Origin of the sequence: Microbacterium hydrocarbonoxydans (assembly GCF_000956475.1) — a bacterium.
GTDB lineage: Bacteria > Actinomycetota > Actinomycetes > Actinomycetales > Microbacteriaceae > Microbacterium > Microbacterium hydrocarbonoxydans_A.
Window position 1 is genome coordinate 1 of record NZ_JYJB01000002.1, and the last position, 19,706, is coordinate 19,706.

General features: G+C 67.0%; 26 protein-coding genes. All 26 read right to left on the reverse strand.

Annotation, left to right across the window (positions count from 1 at the left end; genetic code table 11):
• Positions 1-1,282: 1,282 nt before the first annotated feature.
• Positions 1,283-1,471: a hypothetical protein gene (locus tag RS84_RS19035; RefSeq protein ID WP_152641699.1), complete on the reverse strand. Its 189-nt coding sequence runs from the start codon at positions 1,469-1,471 to the stop codon at positions 1,283-1,285.
• An 84-nt stretch (positions 1,472-1,555) separates the two neighbouring features.
• On the reverse strand, positions 1,556-1,858 hold the full coding sequence (locus tag RS84_RS00025) for a helix-turn-helix domain-containing protein (RefSeq protein ID WP_045255717.1): 303 nt from the start codon (positions 1,856-1,858) through the stop codon (positions 1,556-1,558).
• On the reverse strand, positions 1,855-2,208 hold the full coding sequence (locus tag RS84_RS00030; RefSeq protein WP_045255755.1) for a type II toxin-antitoxin system RelE/ParE family toxin: 354 nt from the start codon (positions 2,206-2,208) through the stop codon (positions 1,855-1,857). The genes RS84_RS00025 and RS84_RS00030 overlap by 4 nt, the downstream gene beginning before the upstream one ends.
• Positions 2,209-2,275: 67 nt before the next feature.
• Positions 2,276-2,791, reverse strand: a complete 516-nt coding sequence (locus RS84_RS00035; protein ID WP_045255718.1) for a hypothetical protein — start codon at positions 2,789-2,791, stop codon at positions 2,276-2,278.
• Between the two features lie 62 nt (positions 2,792-2,853).
• Positions 2,854-3,282, reverse strand: coding sequence for a hypothetical protein (locus tag RS84_RS00040; RefSeq protein ID WP_045255719.1), 429 nt, complete (start codon positions 3,280-3,282; stop codon positions 2,854-2,856).
• The gene (locus tag RS84_RS00045; RefSeq protein WP_045255720.1) at positions 3,282-3,548 is read right to left on the reverse strand and encodes a hypothetical protein; all 267 of its coding nucleotides are present in this window, start codon (positions 3,546-3,548) and stop codon (positions 3,282-3,284) included. Before RS84_RS00045 ends, RS84_RS00040 begins: the two co-directional genes overlap by 1 nt.
• 54 nt (positions 3,549-3,602) lie before the next feature.
• Complete coding sequence (locus RS84_RS00050) at positions 3,603-3,875, reverse strand: hypothetical protein (RefSeq protein WP_045255721.1); 273 nt, start codon at positions 3,873-3,875, stop codon at positions 3,603-3,605.
• A 4-nt stretch (positions 3,876-3,879) separates the two neighbouring features.
• Positions 3,880-4,095 carry a hypothetical protein gene (locus RS84_RS00055; RefSeq protein ID WP_045255722.1) on the reverse strand — a complete coding sequence of 72 codons (216 nt, stop codon included), beginning with the start codon at positions 4,093-4,095 and terminating at the stop codon, positions 3,880-3,882.
• 76 nt (positions 4,096-4,171) lie between these two features.
• Positions 4,172-4,294 carry a hypothetical protein gene (locus tag RS84_RS19670; RefSeq protein ID WP_268748597.1) on the reverse strand — a complete coding sequence of 41 codons (123 nt, stop codon included), beginning with the start codon at positions 4,292-4,294 and terminating at the stop codon, positions 4,172-4,174.
• Positions 4,294-4,644: a hypothetical protein gene (locus RS84_RS00060; RefSeq protein ID WP_152641700.1), complete on the reverse strand. Its 351-nt coding sequence runs from the start codon at positions 4,642-4,644 to the stop codon at positions 4,294-4,296. The genes RS84_RS19670 and RS84_RS00060 overlap by 1 nt, the downstream gene beginning before the upstream one ends.
• Positions 4,645-4,649: 5 nt before the next feature.
• Positions 4,650-5,105: a hypothetical protein gene (locus tag RS84_RS00065; protein ID WP_045255724.1), complete on the reverse strand. Its 456-nt coding sequence runs from the start codon at positions 5,103-5,105 to the stop codon at positions 4,650-4,652.
• On the reverse strand, positions 5,105-5,533 hold the full coding sequence (locus tag RS84_RS00070) for a hypothetical protein (RefSeq protein WP_152641701.1): 429 nt from the start codon (positions 5,531-5,533) through the stop codon (positions 5,105-5,107). The genes RS84_RS00065 and RS84_RS00070 overlap by 1 nt, the downstream gene beginning before the upstream one ends.
• 180 nt (positions 5,534-5,713) lie before the next feature.
• Positions 5,714-6,181: a hypothetical protein gene (locus RS84_RS00075; RefSeq protein WP_045255726.1), complete on the reverse strand. Its 468-nt coding sequence runs from the start codon at positions 6,179-6,181 to the stop codon at positions 5,714-5,716.
• A gap of 33 nt (positions 6,182-6,214) precedes the next feature.
• On the reverse strand, positions 6,215-6,958 hold the full coding sequence (locus RS84_RS00080; RefSeq protein WP_045255727.1) for an HNH endonuclease family protein: 744 nt from the start codon (positions 6,956-6,958) through the stop codon (positions 6,215-6,217).
• A complete protein-coding gene (locus tag RS84_RS00085; protein ID WP_045255728.1) occupies positions 6,955-8,184 on the reverse strand; it encodes a hypothetical protein in 1,230 nt (409 codons plus the stop codon). Before RS84_RS00085 ends, RS84_RS00080 begins: the two co-directional genes overlap by 4 nt.
• Before the next feature lie 2 nt (positions 8,185-8,186).
• Positions 8,187-8,462: a hypothetical protein gene (locus tag RS84_RS00090; RefSeq protein WP_045255729.1), complete on the reverse strand. Its 276-nt coding sequence runs from the start codon at positions 8,460-8,462 to the stop codon at positions 8,187-8,189.
• A gap of 48 nt (positions 8,463-8,510) precedes the next feature.
• Entirely contained in the window at positions 8,511-9,182 is a 672-nt protein-coding gene (locus RS84_RS00095) for a hypothetical protein (protein ID WP_200891941.1), read from the reverse strand.
• Positions 9,134-9,316: a hypothetical protein gene (locus RS84_RS19040; protein WP_152641702.1), complete on the reverse strand. Its 183-nt coding sequence runs from the start codon at positions 9,314-9,316 to the stop codon at positions 9,134-9,136. The genes RS84_RS00095 and RS84_RS19040 overlap by 49 nt, the downstream gene beginning before the upstream one ends.
• Positions 9,317-9,990: 674 nt before the next feature.
• Positions 9,991-10,725, reverse strand: coding sequence for an FHA domain-containing protein (locus tag RS84_RS18525; protein WP_052676139.1), 735 nt, complete (start codon positions 10,723-10,725; stop codon positions 9,991-9,993).
• An 11-nt stretch (positions 10,726-10,736) separates the two neighbouring features.
• On the reverse strand, positions 10,737-11,990 hold the full coding sequence (locus RS84_RS00110) for a MinD/ParA family protein (RefSeq protein WP_052676140.1): 1,254 nt from the start codon (positions 11,988-11,990) through the stop codon (positions 10,737-10,739).
• Positions 11,980-12,258 (reverse strand): hypothetical protein, encoded by a 279-nt coding sequence (locus RS84_RS00115; protein WP_045255731.1) that lies wholly within the window; start codon positions 12,256-12,258, stop codon positions 11,980-11,982. Before RS84_RS00115 ends, RS84_RS00110 begins: the two co-directional genes overlap by 11 nt.
• A 49-nt stretch (positions 12,259-12,307) precedes the next feature.
• Complete coding sequence (locus RS84_RS00120; protein WP_045255732.1) at positions 12,308-13,093, reverse strand: hypothetical protein; 786 nt, start codon at positions 13,091-13,093, stop codon at positions 12,308-12,310.
• A gap of 18 nt (positions 13,094-13,111) precedes the next feature.
• Positions 13,112-14,275 carry a M23 family metallopeptidase gene (locus RS84_RS00125; RefSeq protein ID WP_045255733.1) on the reverse strand — a complete coding sequence of 388 codons (1,164 nt, stop codon included), beginning with the start codon at positions 14,273-14,275 and terminating at the stop codon, positions 13,112-13,114.
• The gene (locus RS84_RS00130) at positions 14,275-14,952 is read right to left on the reverse strand and encodes a hypothetical protein (protein WP_045255734.1); all 678 of its coding nucleotides are present in this window, start codon (positions 14,950-14,952) and stop codon (positions 14,275-14,277) included. The genes RS84_RS00125 and RS84_RS00130 overlap by 1 nt, the downstream gene beginning before the upstream one ends.
• Positions 14,952-16,844: a type IV secretion system protein gene (locus RS84_RS00135; protein ID WP_045255735.1), complete on the reverse strand. Its 1,893-nt coding sequence runs from the start codon at positions 16,842-16,844 to the stop codon at positions 14,952-14,954. Before RS84_RS00135 ends, RS84_RS00130 begins: the two co-directional genes overlap by 1 nt.
• The gene (locus tag RS84_RS00140) at positions 16,841-19,693 is read right to left on the reverse strand and encodes an ATP-binding protein (protein WP_045255736.1); all 2,853 of its coding nucleotides are present in this window, start codon (positions 19,691-19,693) and stop codon (positions 16,841-16,843) included. The genes RS84_RS00135 and RS84_RS00140 overlap by 4 nt, the downstream gene beginning before the upstream one ends.
• Between the last annotated feature and the right edge of the window lie 13 nt (positions 19,694-19,706).

A 19,706-nucleotide genomic window follows, 5' to 3' on the forward strand; every position in this document is an offset into this window, starting at 1 on the left:
CAGCGAGTACATCGTGGATCGGGTCGCCCGATACGAGCGCCGTCGTGCGCGCGGGATGGACTCGGCGCTGGAGCACGAAGAACTTCACGAGCTGGTGGATACGTCGATGGGGGCGGGCGCTGGCGCGCCCGCTCGAACGGGCACCTGGCGGTGCCCTGGCGTCGCTGTCGCTCCGCTGCTGTGCTTGCGTGTTGCTTGCGCCTTGCTTGCTCGACGTGGCTGGGCGCGCGTGGTGCGATGTCGTCGAGGGGTCGCGTCGTGCTCGTGGCCGGGTTGGGCACGCGGCGCACTGGCGTGACCGCGCGTGCTGCCGGGCTCGTGCGCGTCGCTGTGCGGCTCGTCGCGGGGTTGGGTGGCTGGGAGTGCTCGGGAGCCCTGTTCGGCGCTCTACGGGCCTCCTGGCGCGGTTTTACGGGCGATTCCAGCTCTCAGCGTGGCCGGGTTGGGCATGGCTGGGGATGACGGGGGTCGCCTCCCGGCTCGTCGAGGCATGCCCACGTCGGCCGCGCCCGCCCCTCCCCCACCGGATGCCGCGCAGCTCCCGCCCGCGCGTGCATTTTTTCGTCCCTCTCCTCTGAGCCTCCGGCCCGACGCCGCGGCGCGCGCTCAGCCTCCGCATGCTGTCACAGAATTCGCAAGCACCTTGCTTGCAAGCTGATTGCAAGTCGCTGACGCTCGACGCGGCCCCGAGACTCCCTGCCCAGCCCGCAAAAGGTCCGCAATACCACGTTTGCAAGCATCCGGCAAGCACCTTGCTTGCAACCTGCCAGCACCGAGCCCGCGGCCGACGACAACCACCACGGCGCACGCCGACGACGGCCGCGAGGAGCTGCACGAGCAGCCCGCCGACGAGCTGGAGCCGAGCACTACTCCCCCACCGGCCACGAAACCACCGCCACAAGCCCGCCACCGCCCCCAGGACGCGACAAAACCCCCTCCCCGGCATCCGGGTAGCCAAACGACGGGAAAGACGCTCAGAACGCCCCACAGCCCCCCACACACGAAACCGGCCCCCAATGTCCACCATTCGGGGGACACGAGAGCCGGAAACGCGCGAAGCCGGGGGCGGGTCAGGGGGCTTCCGCCGCCTCCTGGACGATGATCTTGTCGAGAGTGCTTCGCAAGTGGCGGTCGGCGCTCGCACGCGCTCGGTTCTCGGTGAGGCCAACGACACCCCCGCCGCGAGAATGCTTCCCACAGGAGCACCACCAAGTGGCCGGTGGTCCGGGATAGATGTCGATGCGGTGGTCGGCGCGCAGGATGCGCAACGCCTCATCGAAGGTCACGGCTCGCTTCCGTTCGGGCGATCTGCACCCAGCGACCGGGATGCCCGGCTCACGGACTTACCCAGAGCATCGGCTTCGGGGGATGCCTTGATCTCGTGCAGCTCCTCAATCACGATGCCCTGATCCGCTACATTCGCCGCTCGTTGCGCCGCCCAATCCGCATCCGCTTCCCGGAGAGCTGCCATGTACGAGATGCCCTTCTCCCTCTGAATCTCTCGCGCTCGGCGCTGTCGCTTATTAGCCATCTGTTTGAACCTTTCCAGGACTCGTCAACTCGCCGCCGCAAGCTCGATGTTGAGGCGGCGATCCACGGCATGGGCGATGCGGCGCAGCGTGGGAATCGTCGGCATCTGCGAGCCGTTCTCGATGGCCGAAATAACCGACTGCTTGGTGCCCACACGCGCGGCGAGCGCCGTCTGCGTGAGCCCTGCGGCCGTGCGTGCTTGGTAGACGATCTCAGCGATGCGGAGGCGTGCCTCCTCCTCTTCGAGCGCCGCGTCAAAGCGCGCGCGCTCGTCAGGGGTCATGGCCGCGAGGGACGCGGCCTCCAGCTCGCGAAACGGAGTGCTCATCGGTTCTTCCCTCTCTTGGTCTCGTCCTGTCGGGCGGCTTCATGTTTGGCCTGCGCGCGCCTGGCTCTTAGAACCTCGCCGCGCTCGTTGTTGCGCTGCTTCCGGAACGTCGTCAGGGTGACGGCCTTCCGCTCGGGGTCGAGCACGTAGGTGATCCGTCGAGCGACGCCCTCGCACGTGAAGCGCAGCTCTCGCAGCCCGTCGCCAAGCTGTCGTGAGTGCGGCATCCCGAGCATGTGCCCCTGGGTCTCCAGTCGAGCCACGATCCGCTGTGTTGCGGCCTTGCCCTCCGGGGAAAGCGCGACGTACCACTCCCGCACTTCATCGGAGAACTCGACCATCCACTGCATGACAGTAAGCATAGTGAGGGCGCGATATCGCGTCAAGCTGATATCGCGCCCTTACTATGTCGATAGATCAGTCCCCGAACTCCCTGCGCTTGATCCGGTCGAACTCGCTATCGACGGCCACCTTGCGCGCGAGACGACGAGCATCCGCCGAGCGCTCCGCGTCGCTCACAAGCTGGATGTAGACGCTCACGAGACGGAAACGCTCGTCGATGTCGCGCGGCCGGAACAGCTTCGGCAGGAAGGTCACGAGGCAGTAGACCGCTCCCGCCGCTGCAAGGGCGGTGAGGAGGTTCCAGAGACCGGCCAACGGCGGCGTCATGAGCAGCCCGGCTATGAGGCCGAGGCCGGACAGCGCGAACCTGGTGACGCGGAAGTTGTAGGCGTCGTGCTGCTTCATCGGCCACGGCAGACCGCCAGTCGCAAGCGGCAGTGTCCGTTCCTTGTCGAAGAACGCGCCCGCAACCGCCCCCATCGACGTATCCACCAGCTCGTGAAGTTCTTCGTGCTCCAGCGCCGAGTCCATCCCGCGCGCACGACGGCGCTCGTATCGGGCGACCCGATCCACGATGTACTCGCTGCTCATCGGTTCTTCCTTCCCCCTGCAAACTGACCGGATACTACGTGCTGCCACAGACACCGAGACGATTAGACCTCGGGCAGACGAGCTGTTTCCCATGCTTTGCGCGCGTACTTCAGGGCCGTGGCGAGGATCGCAGCCCTGTTCCACGGGACACGATCAAAGAAGCCCACCCGGCCGTCGTCATAGGCCAGGTGCACCTTGACCATTTCGCGGTCGGGGCCGATGTTCCACGTCATCCCCTCCGGGATGCGGGGAAGGTCGAGATCAGCCAGCGAGGCGGGGAGTGCAGATGCTCGCGATGCCGACACAACGACTTGCCGGGGAACCGTGATGAGCTGGACGACGCTACTGCCGAACAACTCATACGCGGTCTCCTCTGCGAGCTTCCGCCCTGCTTCGAGCGTGTCTGCTCTCACGATGATGTCGGTGGCTTCGTTGCCTCGGGAGCCCGCGGAGAGCACGGCGGTGAACGTCATGGTGTAGGCCGTGCTCATCACTCAGCCGCCGTTTCCAGAGAGGCCACGATGGCGTCGGCATCGAAGTCTTCGAGAGCGCTCAGCGCGTCTTCGAGTTCCGAGATCGCAGCCTCGGAGGCCTGCCCTCGCTCCCCGTACTGGAACGACTCGGGCATGTTGTCGTGGTACTCCTGCTCCTCGTCGCGGATCGTCTCAACGGTGTCGCGGAGATCGCTGATCTCCGCGGCGAGGTCGTTGAGGCGCTTTACGACGGCGGCGATCTCGTTACGGCGGGTCTTGTTCATGGCTCGATCTTCTCATGAGTGCAAGCTAGTTGCAAGCATTTTGCTTGCATTTGTTTAGCGCGTCTTCTCTCGTGCGGCATACCAGCGGATGGCGGCGCGGATGCCGAGGAGCACCGGGAGCACGAGCACCGTGGCGAGGAAGACCCACCAGTCATTGCGGAGGATCGAGCTGAGGAGCCCCAGCGCGATCCCCACGGCGTAGGCGACGGTCGCGCCGCCCCGCTGCCCTTCAGGCCTCACCAGGATCAGCACCGCGGCGACGAAGGCGACTGTGAGTGCGGCACCGCCCATGATCGCACCGCCGAGAACGGCGATCAGGAAGTCCATCAGCTCACTCGTTGGGGGGAAGCGCGGCGTCGAGCACGTCAGCCATCCACGCCCGTTCAGGTGCGTCAACGGTCGATCCGTGGATGTCGAACTTCACGTGATCGTAGACCTCGTGCACCAGGTCGTAGAGGAACTTCGCGCGCTCCTCCTCGGTCGTCTCGATGCTCTTCAGTGCTGGCCGCACCGAGCGGATTACGTCTTGCAGCACGGTCTTGGTCATGGGCTTGTCCTCCGGTTCGATGTGCGATTCTTCGTCCCCTTCCCCAGTCTTCCCGAGAACGGCGAAAGCGTCGATCTCACCCGTCCCCTCGCCCAGCGGAATGATGGCTGAGCAGCCGCATGATCTCGGACGATACTTCGTCTGGAACGTCGATGCCGTTCCAGACCGTCAACGTGTGCTCGCGCTGCTTCTCGGCCATCAGTCGCTCCACGGGTCATTCAGCCGATCCTCTGCGGCGAGGGCTTCTCGCAGTCGGTGGTCGGCGTCGATCTCGTCGGGAGCGGGCGTGCCGCCGTGGCGGCTCGGTCGGTTGGCGGATGCCGCGAAGGCCTGCGCCTCGGGGTGCCCGTGGAGGGCCGCAACTTCAGGGTTGGGGCCACCGAAGGTAATCATCTTTCCGCTGAGCGCTGAGACGACATCCTCTTCGTCGATGCCGAGCGCGTCGAACGTCTGGGACATGGTGATGCCGGTCACGGGGTTCAAGGCCTTCAGGCGCTCCCAGTCTGTCCGCGCGGCATCGTTCGCGTCGGCGTTCTCGTTCTCGTTCATGGTCATTAGTCTCGGCCTCCGAGGATTCGGGCTTCCACGAGCGGAAGCAGTGCAGCGCGTTGTGAGTGGTTGAGCTTGGAGAAGTGGCGCGTGAGGGTTCGCAGCGCCTCGTCGAACTCGTCGGGCATGTCGCGGAGCCCCTTGCGGATGCGGGCGTTGCTCGTGTGCACCTGGTAGTCGGCGCGATCCTGCACGCGCCATTCCGCGATCTCCGTTTCGTTCTCCCAGGCATCGACGGCGCGGGGCGCGTGCTCGCCAGATACGTAGACCTTGCCGGGCTGACCGGCCGGGCGGGTGATCTCGACGACGGTTCCGATGCCGTGCGAGCCGTAGGGCTTCGCGCTGCCGACGAGGCGGCTGTGGTCGTCGAGCGGCATGTACCAGTGCGCGAGCTTGCCGGAGCTGAGGCGTCGGCCGACATACACGAGTCGTTCGGTTGGGAGGGCGGCGGCGTCGGCCATCAGCGCGGCTCCTCTCCGGGTGCCGGGGCGACGATCTGAGCAGCCAACCGCACCGTGGCGCGGTGCCACGCCCAGACAAAACCGAGAATCGCCCCGGCCACGGCGAAGAGGGTGAGGAAGGTCGGCGGGCCTGGGGGGAGCTGCATGACGCCGATGATGATGGCCCAGCCGACGGCTGTGGCGGCGAGACCGGCGACGAGGTAGATCAGGCGCTTCCGCTTCAGTGCTGCATGCTCGGCCGCGGTGACCGGTTCGATGCGCAGCCAGTGGCCTTCGGGGCTACCACCGAGGACGGCGCGCCAGATGGTGCCGGTCTCGTCTTGATAGACGGTGCCGCGTTGCACGCTGTCGATGGGCGGAAGCGCCACGGGCTGAGGCTTGTAGCCGCCTTCGACGAATGCGCCGGGCTCGTCCTGCGTGCCGCTCATCGCCACGCCCACTTTCCGCCTGCGTAGTCCTGGGCGATGAGGGCGCGCACTTCGTCGTCGCTGAGTGCGATGTCGGGGTGTCCCGCCCAGTCGGTTTCGTCCTGCTCGTGTGCCATGTCGGTTCCTTTCGCTGCCCTCAGTCTCTCACGCTTAGCAAGCATGTTGCAAGCAATTTGCTTGCTAGGTCTTGATCGGGCATTCCCACACCGCCACCGCGGCCGCATCGAGGCTGTCGTAGGTGCCGATCCGCTCCGAGCGGCGCTCAGGCGTCGCCCACGTCTGCGCGATGAAGCGCTCCTCAGCTCCGCGCGCCTCGTGCTCGATGAAGCCCTGCGCGTAGACATGGCCGGGTCGGGGCGGCATCGCCCAGATACCCGGCTCCAGCTCGACGAGCGTGTGCGCCGGTCGCCATCCGGCGATGCTGGCGCTTCTCCCCCACTCCCACAGCCGCTTAGCGGCCTGGTGCAGCGTTGGGGCGCTGCCGAGCATGACGCGGCGCTCGGGGTCGTTCTCGGGCGTCGTGCAGATGAAGCGAGAGCGGCCCTCCTGGCGGATGTAGCCGATGCGACGGCCCTTGTCGGCCATGAGCCACAGGCCCGGACGGAGTGCAGGCGTCAGCTCACGAGTGGGCGTCCAGAACTGCGTCATGCGTCGATCCTGCGCCCCGTGTCCGACACCACGTCAACGGCCGCAGCTCGTCAGCGCCGTGGCGAGCGCGTCGCGGTCGGCCGCGGTGACGGCCAGGTGCCATTCCGAGACGATCTCGGTGTAGCGCTGTGCGTAGTCGCAGGCGAAGGCTGGATCAGGCGGCATCCACTCGCTGGGGCCGCGGTCGCTCTTGGCCTGGTTGGTCTTGCCGTCCACGGCGAGGAGGACGCTCGTCGTGTTGGCGAACCGCTCGCGCTCGTCGGGTGGCCACTGCCACGCGCCGCCATCGTGTGCGGCCGACAGGCTGACGATGTGGTCGATCTGGACGCCCTGGGAGCCGGGGTTGCCGGGCTGGGCTACTCGGTCGTGCTGGAAGGTGAGCGTCGCGCCCGTGTAGGGGTCGTGGAGGGTGCCGGTGAGCACCGTGCAGCGGTCGCGGGTGATCTCGGTGAGGTCTCGGGTGAGGACATCCTGTCGCTGATCGCAGCCGTTCCCGTCGATGTCGGCCCACCGCTCTCCGAAGCTGTCGCGACGGTAGTCCGGGATGGATGCCATCTCGTCGATGACGGGCAGGGATGCCGCGACCGCGGCGAGGGTTCCGGGTGCCTCGGCCGGGGCCGGGCTCGTGGGAGTCGGGCTCTGCGTGGTGACGCCCGCGGGCGGCGGCGCGGGGGTCGGCTGGGGCGAGAGGAAGAACGCGCCGCAGAGAAGGGTGAGCGCGGCGAGAACTACGGTCGTGACGCTGGCTGTCTTGCGATTTTTCGTCCCCCAGTTCACTTGTCCTCACCGCCCTTCTTCTCGACGAGCTTGGGGCGGACAAGGGCGGTCTGCTTGCTGCCCTGGTACTCCTCGTGAGCCTTCACCGTGGCCGTGACGGTGATCTCGTCGCCCTGCTCGATCTCCCAGGCCCAGGCGGCGGTGGTGAACATCTTGGCGATGGTGCTGCCGCCTTCGATGATGACGAGCATGGAGGTTGTGGGGTTGTAGCCATAGCTGCCCTCGATGGCCCGGAGGCGGGTGACGGTGCCGGTGACGGTGATCTTCTCCCCCACCGTGCCCGCGTACTCTGCCTCCTCGCGCTTGCGGGCGCGCTCCTCGGCCTCAGCCTTGCGGCGGGCGGTCTCGCCGGTCATGCGCTCGTAGGCGGCGACGGCCGAGACGACGATGCCCATGTGCCGGTGCTCGACGTGCGCGGCGCGGATGAGGGTCTTCAGGTTGTGCACGTAGTCACCCGAGCCGTCGAGGCCGTCGAGGAGGGCGGGGATGATGACCTTCGCCATGTCGGCGGCGACGGGAATCTCGGGTGCAATCTCGGCACGCAGCTCACTGTCGGCGCGGCTCTTGCCGTAGAGGTACGAGCTGACGAGATCGCGGGTCGGCGTCCCGCTGTGAGCGGAGGCGGGCACCCAGCCGTGACGGCGGCTGATCGCCCAGGCCGCAGCGATGACGGTTTCGGGCGTGTACTCGGCACCGCTGGAGGCGAAGCCGCCGATGAAGTCGCTCAGCTCGTCAGCCAGGTCGGCGGCGCTCATGAAGACGGGCTTTCCGGCCCAGCCGGTGAAGTCCTTGATACAGGTCGATCCCACCTGGCGCGTCTCCCCGGATTCGTGGCGCACGAGGTAGGTGTAGCGGCGGTTGGCGCGGACGGTGTTGCAGTGCTCGCAGCGACCGGCCGCGAGGGTCGAGCGGTCTACGCCGCTCTCCTCGATGCCAGGGGCGGTGCGGATGACGAAATGGTGCCCGGTCTCGGTCTCGATGCCGTCCACCGCAGCGAGGAACGTCCAGCCGTTGTAGCGGGGGGCTTCGCCGGAAATCTCAGCATCGACGACGACGCGCGTCCGGGGAAGGCCTGCCTCGTCGGTCTCGCTGATCTCGCGCGTGCTGCCGGTGACCTCAATCCGCCCGGTGAAGCCGCGCTTGACTGCGCGGGCGTTGATCGCGGCGGCGCGCTCAACGGTAGCGGCGAACTCTTCGGGGCTGAGCGTCCAGGTGATCTCACTCATGACTACTCGCCCCTCAGCAGCTCGTCATCGCTCGCGCGCCATCCGGCGTTGTGCGCGGCCATCGAGGAGACCCGGATGTCGAGCACATCGGCGGCGCTGAGCCCGCGAGCGGTGTTGATCCCCTCGGCGTAGGCCTCGGCTGCTTCAAGGTCAGCGAAGGCCACTTCGAGCGTCCAGAATCCGGGCTCGTCCGCTTCGCACACGGCGATGCGATAGGTGCCGTCTGCCTGCTGCATGGACTCGTCCGACCATACGGCGAGGCGCTTTTTCTCGGTCATGTGCCCATCGTCTCACATGTGCAAGCAAGTTGCAAGCATCTTGCTTGCCTAGAGTTTTCCTTCGAGGAACGCCTGCATGAGGGGTTCGGCCGCGTCGTAGTCTCCGACGCGCTCCCCCGCTATCGGGTCGTAGAGGCCATCGACGGCCGCGGGGTCGTAGCCCATGAGCACGACATCGGGACTGCCTCCGTTGAACCGGGCATAGGTGGCCTTGTCCCAGTCGTCGGGGGCGTAGTCGTCGTTCCAGGGGATGCGGGCGACCGGCACGAAACCGGCCTCGGCGTAGAGCTTGGGGAGCACGGTGTCATAGCAGTCCAGGCGTCGCCCGCCCTGCTCGACCGCAGCGGCCATGAGCGCGGGCGCAGCGCCGCGGTGCTTCGAGTCGCCGTGCACGAATACGCTCACAATCTCGTCACCCTTCAGCGCGAAACCGGCCTTGCCGTCGTCGGTGGCGTAGAGCCGCATCTGGCCGTAGTCGGCTTCGTCGTAGACGTAGACGGAGGAGGCGTAGCGGTTGCCTTCGCGCAGCGCGGAGATCGCCTCTCGGAATCCCCCGGCCCCCTCGGCCGCGCTCAGCTCGTAGACATCCGGGGAGGAGACCCCGCGGGCGCGCAGCTCGTCAGCGCGAGAGGAACGCGGGATGCGTCGGGCGGCAACCTGGTGCCCGCCGATCAGAACTGGCCGAGTTCCATCGCCATCAGAATGTCCTCGTCCGGCCACTGCGCCCGGATCGCTGCCGCTTTCTCGTCCGGCGTCCCCGGCACCAGGCCGCGGGCTCGCAGGAACTTCTCGCGATCCTCGGTCGAGAGCGTCCCCGCCGTGAGGTCGGTCTTCACCTTCTCGTGTTCGTTCATCGGTCTTGCTCTCCTTTCCGGATCGTGCTCGTTCTCGTGCCTCTGCCAGCTCGCGCTCTCTGAGCGCCTTGGCCTTGTCTAGTCGTTCGGTGAGCGCCTGGCGCTCGGTGCCGTTCGCGGCATCCCGCGCGGCTTCGATCTCAGCTTGCCCGCTCGGGGTGGAGTCGTAGAGGTCTTGCCAGCGCTCGGCGCGCTCATCGACGTTACGCTTCCGCTCCCGCAGCCGCGAGCCGGGCTCGCGGCCCTCGGCGCGCAGCTCGTCGATGAGCGCCTGCACTTCGGCCTTGCGCTGCTGTGCCCGCTCCAGGCTCCGGCGCGTGTCCGTCGAACACCGCGGCCCCCCAACTTTGCACATGCATCCACCCTAGGCAGGATGCGGTTTCTCGTCCCCATGCGGCTATGGCCAGACGAACTCTGCCGGTGTGGGTAGGGGCTCATCCAGGGAGCGGGTCTCGTAGCGCCGATCCTCGATCATGGCGGCGTAGTCGTCCGCGAAGGCCTCGGGGTCGCTCGTCCCGGCCTGTTGGGCGTAGGCCAGTGCGTCAGCCCATGCCCTATCCGTCGCTGTGCGGCCCGTAGCGGGCCTATCCCCCGACTCCAGGTGTTCCCCATGCGGGAACGCCGTTTCGGGCGCTCCAGGGGCGCTCTGCGCCTTCTCCGTTGCTGTCATAGCACTACCGTCCCTCCGAGAGGCTGACCGTGAACGTCTGATCTCCCATTTCGATCAGCGAGCCGGGCGCGATCCAGTAGCGCTCGGCCGGGGTGCAGTCGATGACCTCTCGGCCGCGCACGATCCGGGTTCCGTTCGCGGATCGGCGGTCTGCGATCCACAGCCTGCCCTCCGTGGTGCCGAACTCCAGGTGCAGCCGCGAGACAGTGCGGGTGGGGTCGTCGAGAGCGATGATGTGGTCGCGCGGCTCGTTGGCATCCTGCGCCGGGCGACGGCCGATGAGTCCTGAGCCCCAGATGGTCGCGGTGCTTCCGGTGCTGAAGGTGAGCTGCCAGCCCTGGAGCTGAGGAGGCCGCGAGACGTAGACGGTGTGCTCGATCTCTTCCGGGAGCCCGCCGACGTTCTGGGGAACCACGGGAGCCGGAACATGGCCGGGCGGGCGCGGCGCGGGAACTGGGCCGGTCTGCACTACGGCCGTGGCCAGAGGCTCCGGGATCGCGACGGGCTCCGCGCGGCCGTCCGGGTAGATGACGACGCGCGTCTGCCCTTCGCTGTCCTGCGCGGTGAGCACCACGGCGCGGCGGGAGTCGCGGGCGTGGGCGAGAACCGTGGCCATGATCTGCGTGCGAGCGGCGTTCTCACCGGGCTCCGCGATACCGCGGGTAATCCCCCCGACCGTGACGGTGCCAGTGCCGTGCACGTCGATGACGGCCGTCGCGGTGTCCGATGATGTGGTCACGTCTCCCCCTCTCACAGGCCGTTGACGATGGCCGCGGTCGCGCGCGTGAAGGCCTTGGTGGTCTCCCGGCCGAGCCGTTCGTACAGGATGTCGTCGCCGTCGTCGAGCGCCTTGTCGTTGGGGATCACGACGACTTCGCGCACGTAGCCCGCCAGGTGCTCGCGGAGGCGCTGCATGCGCTCATCCGCGCGCTTCTTCTGCTCGGCGTTCTTCGACGGCACTTCCGTGATGATCGCGATGCCGCGGGCGAGCTTGTCTGCATGCCCCTGCTTCACCAGGTCGTCGATGGTGCTCGCCGCCGTCTTGGCGGAGTCCTCGCGGTTGAGAGTGACGATCACAACCTCGTCGGCCTCCGCCACTGCCGCCTGCCAGGTGGAGGCGTTGGAGGCGTTGCCGGTGTCCACGAGGATCAGGTGGTAGAACGTGCGCAGCGCCCGGTGGAGCTTCGTGAAGGCCTCGCCGTCGATCACCGGTCTGGCCGAGCCCGAGTCCTGGCTTGCGAGCACGTGGAACTTGTTCTCACCCTGCGGGCGAACGTAGTTCACCAGGTGCGGAGCGTTGGCCGGGGACTGGAAGTCGTCGATGTGGTCGAGGAGGTCGATGGCCGTGTGGTCGTGCGCCGCCTTGATCGAGCGATCCCCCAGCGTTCCCTTGTTCTCGTTGTTGTCCCACGCGAGGATGTTGCCGCCTCGGATGCGGCCGAGCGTCGCGCCGACGAGGTAGGTGCACGTGGTCTTCGAGCTGCCGCCCTTCAGGTTCACGAAGACGATGCTCTTGTGCCCGAGGAGGCCGCGCTGGATGGCCGCGCGGTGATCGCGCTCCTCCAGCTCCCGCGCGCTCGGTGCGAGCTGGAGGCTTCCCCCGGAGAGTCGGTTGATCGTTCCTCGCAGGCCGGTCTCGGCCGGGCCTGCGGTGACGGGGCGCTTGGTGTCCGCGAAGTCGCGAGCGGTACGCAGCTCGCGACGGCTAAGCGTGGGCTCCTGGGCCGTTGCAGCGGGAGCGGCAACGGGGGGCGCGTCGGGTGCCGCGGGGGTCGATACTCGCCCGTCCGGGTCAATGCGCAGCAGCCCCGTTCCGGTCTCATCCTGCGTGGTCACGGTGACGGCGGTGGCGCGCTCGCGGGCGTGCTCGGCCACGACGGCGATAGCAGCGCGCATGGCCTCGTTGTCGTCGCCGCGGTCGATGTGCTGTTCCTGTCCGTCGATGGTGACGACGGCCGTCCCGTCGCCTCGCAGTACGGCGCTGGCGTTGCTCTCACTCGTCATTGGTCGTCTCCTCTTCGTGAATCTGAATGGTGGCCATGAGCGTGACGACGATGTTGGAGACCTCTACTCGCTCGGTCTCGAATGTCTTCACGTTGAGCCCTTTCTGAACCGCTGTGCGCGCCGCTGTGGAGTGCTCGACCCGAGCGAGCTTGCCTCTCGGATAGCGCTCAGCGATCTGTGCCCACAAGCTCCGATCCGCGAGCGCGTAGGCGGCATCGGCGGTAGACGCCTCCCCCGACGCGAACACGGTTCGGTAACTCACGGTCATGGCTCCATCCTCACATTTATGCAAGCAAACTGCAAGTAACTTGCTTGCATTATTGAGTGGCCACGTTGAACGTGACCGAATCGCCGGCCTCGCAGGTATCGACGGCCGTTCCCTGATCGTTCTCGTCGATCTTCACGACGACGCGGTAGACGCCTGCCTCCTCGGGTGTCAGCTCCACGGTGCCGCGGGGGCTGACGCCGCCGTAGTCGATCTCCAGCGGCAGGGTGAATGCGGGATCGGCGTCCGTGCACCCGCCCGCCTCTGCTTCCGGGAGAGTCTTCCAAGGGCCGTAGACGAGCACCGAGCCGCTGAGGGGATCGGGCGTCGGGGTCGATGTGATCTCGACGGCGATTTCCTTGGGCTCTCCGGCCTTCGTCGCCTCAGAGCCTCCCGTGAAGACGTTCAGGCGCGTCTCCACCTTGACGACGGTCTGCGCCTTCGGATCGCCGCACGGCGTGGTGTACTCCCCCGCGACGAGCACCCAGTGCTCGACGCCGGGGATCACGGTGAAGTTGACCGGCTGCCACCCGCCATCGCCGTTGAGCACGACGGTGCGGGTCTCGGCGTTGGGGTCGTCGCAGGTCGGCTTCTCACCGTCCCAGCGCCCATCGAATCGGTAGATGGTGGCCTTGGTGCCCTGGGGGAGGTTGCCGCCGCTGACCTGAAGCGACACGTTCGTGCCGGTGGTCGTTTCTGGCACCCGCAGGGTCGGTTCGGTCGGCACCGGCTCTTCGGTCGGGGTCGGGGTCGGGTCGGGGCGAGAGGTCGGCGCGCAGCCCGTCATGAGCGCGAGGGACAGCACCAGGGCGGTTGTGGTGGTGAGGATTTTCTTCATGGGGGGCTCCATCCGGGGTCACTCTTTGCTGAAGTCTCGGCACCACTCTTGCGGGCAGACATCGAGGTTGAACAGGGCGAAGAACTCGACGGGGTTGACGTAGTTCCCTGCGCCCGCGGAGGCGTCGCCGCGGGGAAGCTGGGCGACGCTGGGGTTGGTGTTCTGTGCCACGTTGATCCGCACATCGACATGGCATCCGCCGCTCGGGCCTTCGTTGCCGACGAGCCCGAGCTGCTGCCCAGCTTCCACGGTGTCCCCGACGTTGACGGCCCGCTCGGACTTGTACGAGTGCAGGTAGGAGATCACGTATCCCTCGGGCGACGTGACGGAGAGCCACAGCCTGTCAGAGAGGGTGACGGTGCCGGGGAGCATCGCGTAGAACGGCTTCCCGCAGGCGGGCCAGTTCTGGTAGTCGTCGGCGGGGTGCCAGGTCGATGCGCCGGGCACGTTGATCTCGCGGGGGCCGTAGTCGGAGGTCTTGTTGTATGGGGTGTCGAGAGGGTATGCCGCCTGCCCCACGGGAGTGACGTTGCAGCCACTTCCTCCGGGCTGGTCGGTGCCGCCGCCCGATCCCGGACGGCTGACGTCGATCCCCGCAGCAGCGATGATCTCGTCAGCCTGCGCGTAGTAGCGGGCGTAGTGCTGAGCGTCGGCGTTGATCTGCACGGCGTGGATCGCCAGCGTGGGCTCCATGCTCTCCCAGCCGTCGACGGAGACGAGCCCGCCTGTCCGGTCGTGCTTCGCGCCGATGAGAAAACTCGTCGTCGCGTACTCGGGGTCCATGATCTGCTCCCAGGTGCCCCATCCCTGGCTCGGCTGCTGCTGGAAGAGTCCCCCGCCGTCAGCCGTAGAGCCGTCCGGGTTGGTCGCATCATCGTCATAGTCGATGTTGATGAGCGAGCTTTCCCCCATCGCCGCGATGATCGCGACCCGCGAGGCCTGCCCGGACAGGCCGAGCTTGGCGGCGGTCTGGTCGATGATCTTCGCGTTGGCGAGCTGCTCTTCCCGCTGGCCACTCGGTGCGGGGACTCCAGGGTTGACCGGGTTGCAGGGGGCCGCGGATGCCGACTGCGATCCGATGATGACGAACGCCACGGCGACGATGGCCACCACGAGGATCACGAGCACCGCGGCGACGGCCATGATGATGAGCCGCGCCTTCAGGGAGAGCAGCCGGAGCATTAGCCTTCCTCCTCCACGCTGATCTCTTCGACGGAAGTCACCATCCAGCCCTTGTCGCTCTGCATGAGCACAATGCCGAATGTGACCTTGGTGGTGGAGCCGTCCTGAGCCTGAACCGTGGCGGCGAGTGACCGGCTCCAGCGCACGGGCGTGCTTGTCTCGGCGTCCTGGGGCGGCGCGGAGATCGTGACATCGGTGACCGTCGTCGGAGCCTTGCCGTAGAGGATGCCCTCGGGGCGGAAGGCCTGCCCGTCGAGCTGAGCGACGACGCTGGGGATGGTGTAGGCCTCCAGCTCGGTCTTCCAGCTCGTGTCTTCCGCGGAGGGGCGTTCGAGGTAGTCGGTCGCCCACTGCCGCGCGGCCTTCTCGGCTTCGTCGGCGGGGGCCGTCTCGGTCGGTTCAGGCGTCGGCGTGGCTGTCCCTGTCCCTTCGCCGCCTGCGACGGGACGGGCGGTGACTTCGGTGTAGACCTCGGTCGGTGTCGGTGTGGGCGTCGCGGTCGGCCGCGCCGTGGGGCGGGAGGAGGCACCCTGCATGATCGTGGCGACGACGACGAAGAGCACGATGATGACGCCGACCGTGAGCGCGAGGTTACGGCGCTTCCGCAGCGCCCAGCGCCACACGTTCGACCATACGGTTGCGAGGAAGTAACCCAGCTCGACGAAGAAAGCCTGCATCACTGCTCCACTCGGAAGTAGTTGGCACCGTCGTCACTGATGGTCACGACAGGCTCCTCGGCACGGATGTTCACCTGGTGCTCGGGGATGACGACATTCGTCTCCGCGTCGGGCACGAAGATGTTGGTCGCGAGACGGCCGTTGTCCCATTCCGGCTCGATGAGGAGATCGGGCATGGTGGCGGTCACGTGCGGAGCTTCCAGGTCGGCCGTGGTCAGTCCGTCCTCAAAGCGCATGGTGGTGTCGCGCTCCGGCTGGTAGAACGGGCCGTCTCCGTCCGCGAGCCCAGCTCCGCTGCCGCCCGGCGCGTTCGACCATCCGGGATGGATCGCGGGGGCTTCCCTCCAGCCCTTGTTGACGACATCGGGGCCGGGGTGTCCCCGGTCGATGCGTTCGAGTGCAGCGTCTTTTTTCAGCTCGCGCTTGGTCTTCCGGTCGGAGTCCCCGCGGCCGGAGACGATGTTGCCCATGACGGTTCCGGTGGCCATGCCGATGACGCCCTTGATGGCGTTGCCCGGCCCATCCGGTGCCCGCTCCAGCTCGGTTGCTACGGCCTTGCCTGTGGCGAGCCTGGTGACGGATCGGTAGGGCTTGGAGAGCTTCAGGAGGAGGTAGGTGACGAGGACGCTGATGATCGTGTTGACGAACAGGTTTGCGGCGTTCACGTAGAGAATCGCGGTGATCGCGGTGTGCACCGATGCGATGACGCCGAACACCACGACGTTGAAGATCGCGGCGGCGACGATCTTCAGCGCCGCCGTGGCCGCGGGCCGGGTCTGCTCGGGGATGGCGAGGGCGGCGAAGATCGGCCCAATCAGTGGGATGAATCGGATGACGAGCATGCCGAGGAACATGAGCGCTTCAGCGGGAACGCGGATGAGAGCGACGACGAGGGTCATGAACGCGCCGAGGAAGCCCGCGCCGGTGCGGTTGTAGCTCTGTCCCTTGATGGTCTGGTACTGGTTCGAGATCGCGGGATCGTTCTTCACCGCTTCGACAGCCTCGTTGTAGGCGTCGCGCTTCTCCTCCGGCTTGTACCCGTTCTCGACTTCCTCCCACGATGCCGTGGAGGCCTTGAAGATGGCCTCGGTGGGGTCGGCGGCGCTCTGGACGCCCGTCATGCCCATGCGCCACATCGGCTGAAGCATCGCGTCACGCAGGATCGCCCCGGTGGATTCTTCGGTGTTGGCGTAGACGCCGCCGCCTTCGGGAGCGGAGTCCGGGATGCCCGCGTATTCGAGCGCCTTCGCGTCGGCCGCGGAGACGATTGACGATGCGACGCCATCCGTGGACTGGGCGATGGTCAGGGGCGCGGAGGAGACGACCGCGACGAACGCGCATGCCGCCAGCACCGAGACGAGCGTCATCATCGTGGTTCGCACGTTCCGGGTGATGGCGGCGACGAGGACGCCGATGGCGGCGAAGACGATGAGCGCGAACGCCCACTGTCCGAAGAAAATCTCGGTGGAGATTTCGCTGAGCTGCACAATCTTGTCGTCGATGGGCTTCAGCAGCGCGCCGGGGTCTGCCGACCACTTGTGCATCGCCGTCATGATGGCGGCGATGCCCGTTCCTGCGCCGAGGAGTCCGTTACCCGCCCAGGTGTCCAGCTCCGCGAGCACGTCGGGGGCCACGGAGCCGAAGGGCTGGATATCGCAGGTGTTCCAGCGCAGACCGCCCCAGCTGTACAGGCCGTAGTAGTTGCCGCCGCTGGGCTCTTCGATTTTCGGGTCGATGGCTCCGTTGACGCCTGATCCGGCGTAGTCGGGAATGCCGGGAGGCTTGCACTCGGCTGCCGCCGAGCTCATGGGCGCGAAGACGAACAGGATCGCGGCGAGCAGCGCGACGATGCCAGCAGCCGACAGGAGGCGGCGGGCGGGGATGGTGTTCATGCTGCCGCCTCCCCCGCCTGCCCGTCAGGGGTGGAGCCGGTCGGCGCTCCCGCTTCGGCATAGGACTTCGGGCGCGAGTTCAGGGCTTCCTTGACGTGCGGCATCGAGTCCATGTCGATGACGATGCGCTCGGTGTTGCGCCCGTCGCTGAAGATGAAGTGCCGGGGCTTGTTGTCCTTCGTGGTGCGCATCGAGAGATTGCCGTCGAGATCGTGCTTGATCTCCTCCCGACGCTTCGACTGGGGGCGCAGCGTCTTCAGGATGGCTTCGTAACCCTGACCGACCGGAGCCCCCAGCACCTTCAGAGCGGCCCGCGCCTCGTTGTCGCCTTCGGTGTGGCCGATCATGGCTGCTCCGACGAGGTTGCTCAGAGAGTCTTCGCTGTCGGAGTCCACGTCGAAGTGCGTCACGTTCTGGGAGCAGAGGATGGCGCGGAGGTTGAACTTACGGGAGTCGGTCGCGGTCTTGGTGATGAGGTTCTTGCCCGCGTCGATGGTGGTGATGGTCTTTCCCTCGTCGATCCCGAGACCCTTGCGACGGTGCGGGTTGCCGAGGTAGATGCGGCTCTGCACGAGCCATGCCGCGAGGGTCATGATCGACATGCTGAGGCGGGAGCGCTCGTCGATGTTTCCGGACGCGATGCTCTTGGCCGAGGGGATGGCCATGCCGTTGAGGGTGTAGACGTTCAGCAGCTTGTCGTCGTCCGCGTCGTCGAGCGGCGGCGATCCTGCCGGGGGGAAGATCAGCTTTCCGATGGGCGTCGTCGCGAGGCGGCGGTACTCGATGGAGAGATCGCGTGCCCGCACCCGGTGGCCCTCACTCAGGTCGGTGTGCGCCTGCTGCTCAGCGATCCGGTCGAGCACGTCGAGAACATCTGTGGGCGAGGACTCCCGCAGGGGCGGCACGTCCGCGAGCGCGCGAGTGAGGAGCGTCGCGGTGTTGCCGTCGCGGAGGTCTTTGTCGAGGAAGCTGTTGAGGATGTCCTTCATGAGCGACAGGCGGGTGCCCTGCGCGTCGCTGACCTCGCGCAGCCATTCCTCCTCGGTCTCGAAGTGCTCACGACGGGGCTCCGCTACCACGCGGTAGGGGCTCAGTTCTCCGGCGCGGCCCTTCATGAGGTTGATGTAGCGGGCGTGCTCCTTCAGCTCGGGAAGGTCGCAGAGACGGCCGAGGCGGTCGGACGGGTCGAGCACGCTCCACTGCACGCCGGAGAGAGCCGACTGGACGATGATCCAGCCCATGAGGTTCGTCTTCCCGGAGCCGAGCCCTCCCGCGATGAGGAGGAGGCCCGAACGGTCGCGCAGCTCCATGTCCCAGTGGGTGTTCCAGGCCACAGCACGCATCGCGGAACCGGCCGTGTAGCCGAGAGTCACACCGCAGCGGTCTCCGACCTCAGCGGTGCCCTGGGGGATGGCGGCGGCGAGCGTCGTGACGGACATGCGGCGCTTGTGTGCGCCGGTTGCGACGGGCTCGTTGGGGATGAACTCGCGGGCGGTGTGGTACTGGTTCGGAACCTCAACTAGCTCTGCGCGCGAGCCGTAGACGGCGCGGAGCTTGGCCACCCGTTCCTTCAGCAGAGTCTCGTCGGGGGCCGAGACAGCGACCCGATACCACCCGACCGTGCGGATAGCCGTGCCCTGGTGATCGGAGTCGAGCTGTGTCTGAATGTCGGTGGCGATGGCCATGTGCCGGTTGAGCGATGCGGGGGGCGCGATCTGGTGCTCATCCACGTAGTGCTTCATCTGGTCGCGGATGATGTCCATGCGTCCGCGAATCCAGCTCTGAGTCTTCTGCTCGGGGATTACGTCGATGGTGGCGACCCACTCCACGGGGAAACCGAGCCGGTCGGTGCGCTGCATCCAACCGGTCTGCGTCTCCTGGGGAATGGCCTGGTCGCTGAGGCGTCCGAGCGCGAGCACGGCAACCTCCATCTTGATCCTGTCCTTCGCGTCGGGGACGGAGGCGGTCACCGTAAGGTGCTTGGTCAGCGGCTCGGCCGTCCAGTCGGCGGAGGCGGTCAGCTCCGCGATGTCATCGCGCTCATAGTCGGCGGTCACACCGACGCGGGGCATCGGCACGCCCAGAGCGATAGAGCGGCGCAGCAGCCATTCCATGTCCTCGGTGGTGGCCGGGGTTGCCATGAGCGAGGAGTTGATGAGCGCGTGCCCGATGTCCTCGACGGTCTCGCGAAGCGCAGCCAGCTCGCGGAGCGGATCGCGGCCGAACTTGCGGAACGTCGAAATGCGGACGCCGAGCATGACCCACTTCTCGCTGAAGCTCCGCTGCTGCATGTGGCGCTGGCTCTCCGGGAGGTACACGCGGCCGAACGCATCTACAGGCGCTCCGCTGGCGCGGGCATCGTCGTAGGTGTCTTTCGCCCACTGCCGGACGCTGTAGGGCCGTGTGGTCGAGCGAATCCGCAGACGACGGCCGACGAGCGAGGCGTAGGCCTTCGCATCGGCCGTGATCGCCTGTTCGATCTCCTCCACGGGGCTGAAGCCGTGGGAGAGACCGGCGACGACGTACCAGGCCCAGACCTCGGTGTCGTCGAAGGTGACGTGCCCGATGGTGGCCTTCAGCTTCAGCTTGTCTTCGGCCTCGATCCGGGGCTTGTCATGGCGGGGCTTCTTCTGCGCCTCCAGCTCACGAGCCGCCTGACGCTCGCGCTTGCGGTTCTCCCGCTCGGTCTTAGAGAGCTTCCCGGCTGCACGAGCGGCGCGCGTCGCGGCTTTCCCCAGAATGTCGCTGTCGGTGTCGCTGGGCGTACCGCCTGCGATGACCTTCTGCGCTTCCAGGTCGCCCGCCTGCATGGCGGCGATCCACCGGGCGCTGCTGTCCTGCTCAGGCATGCTCTCTCCTCTG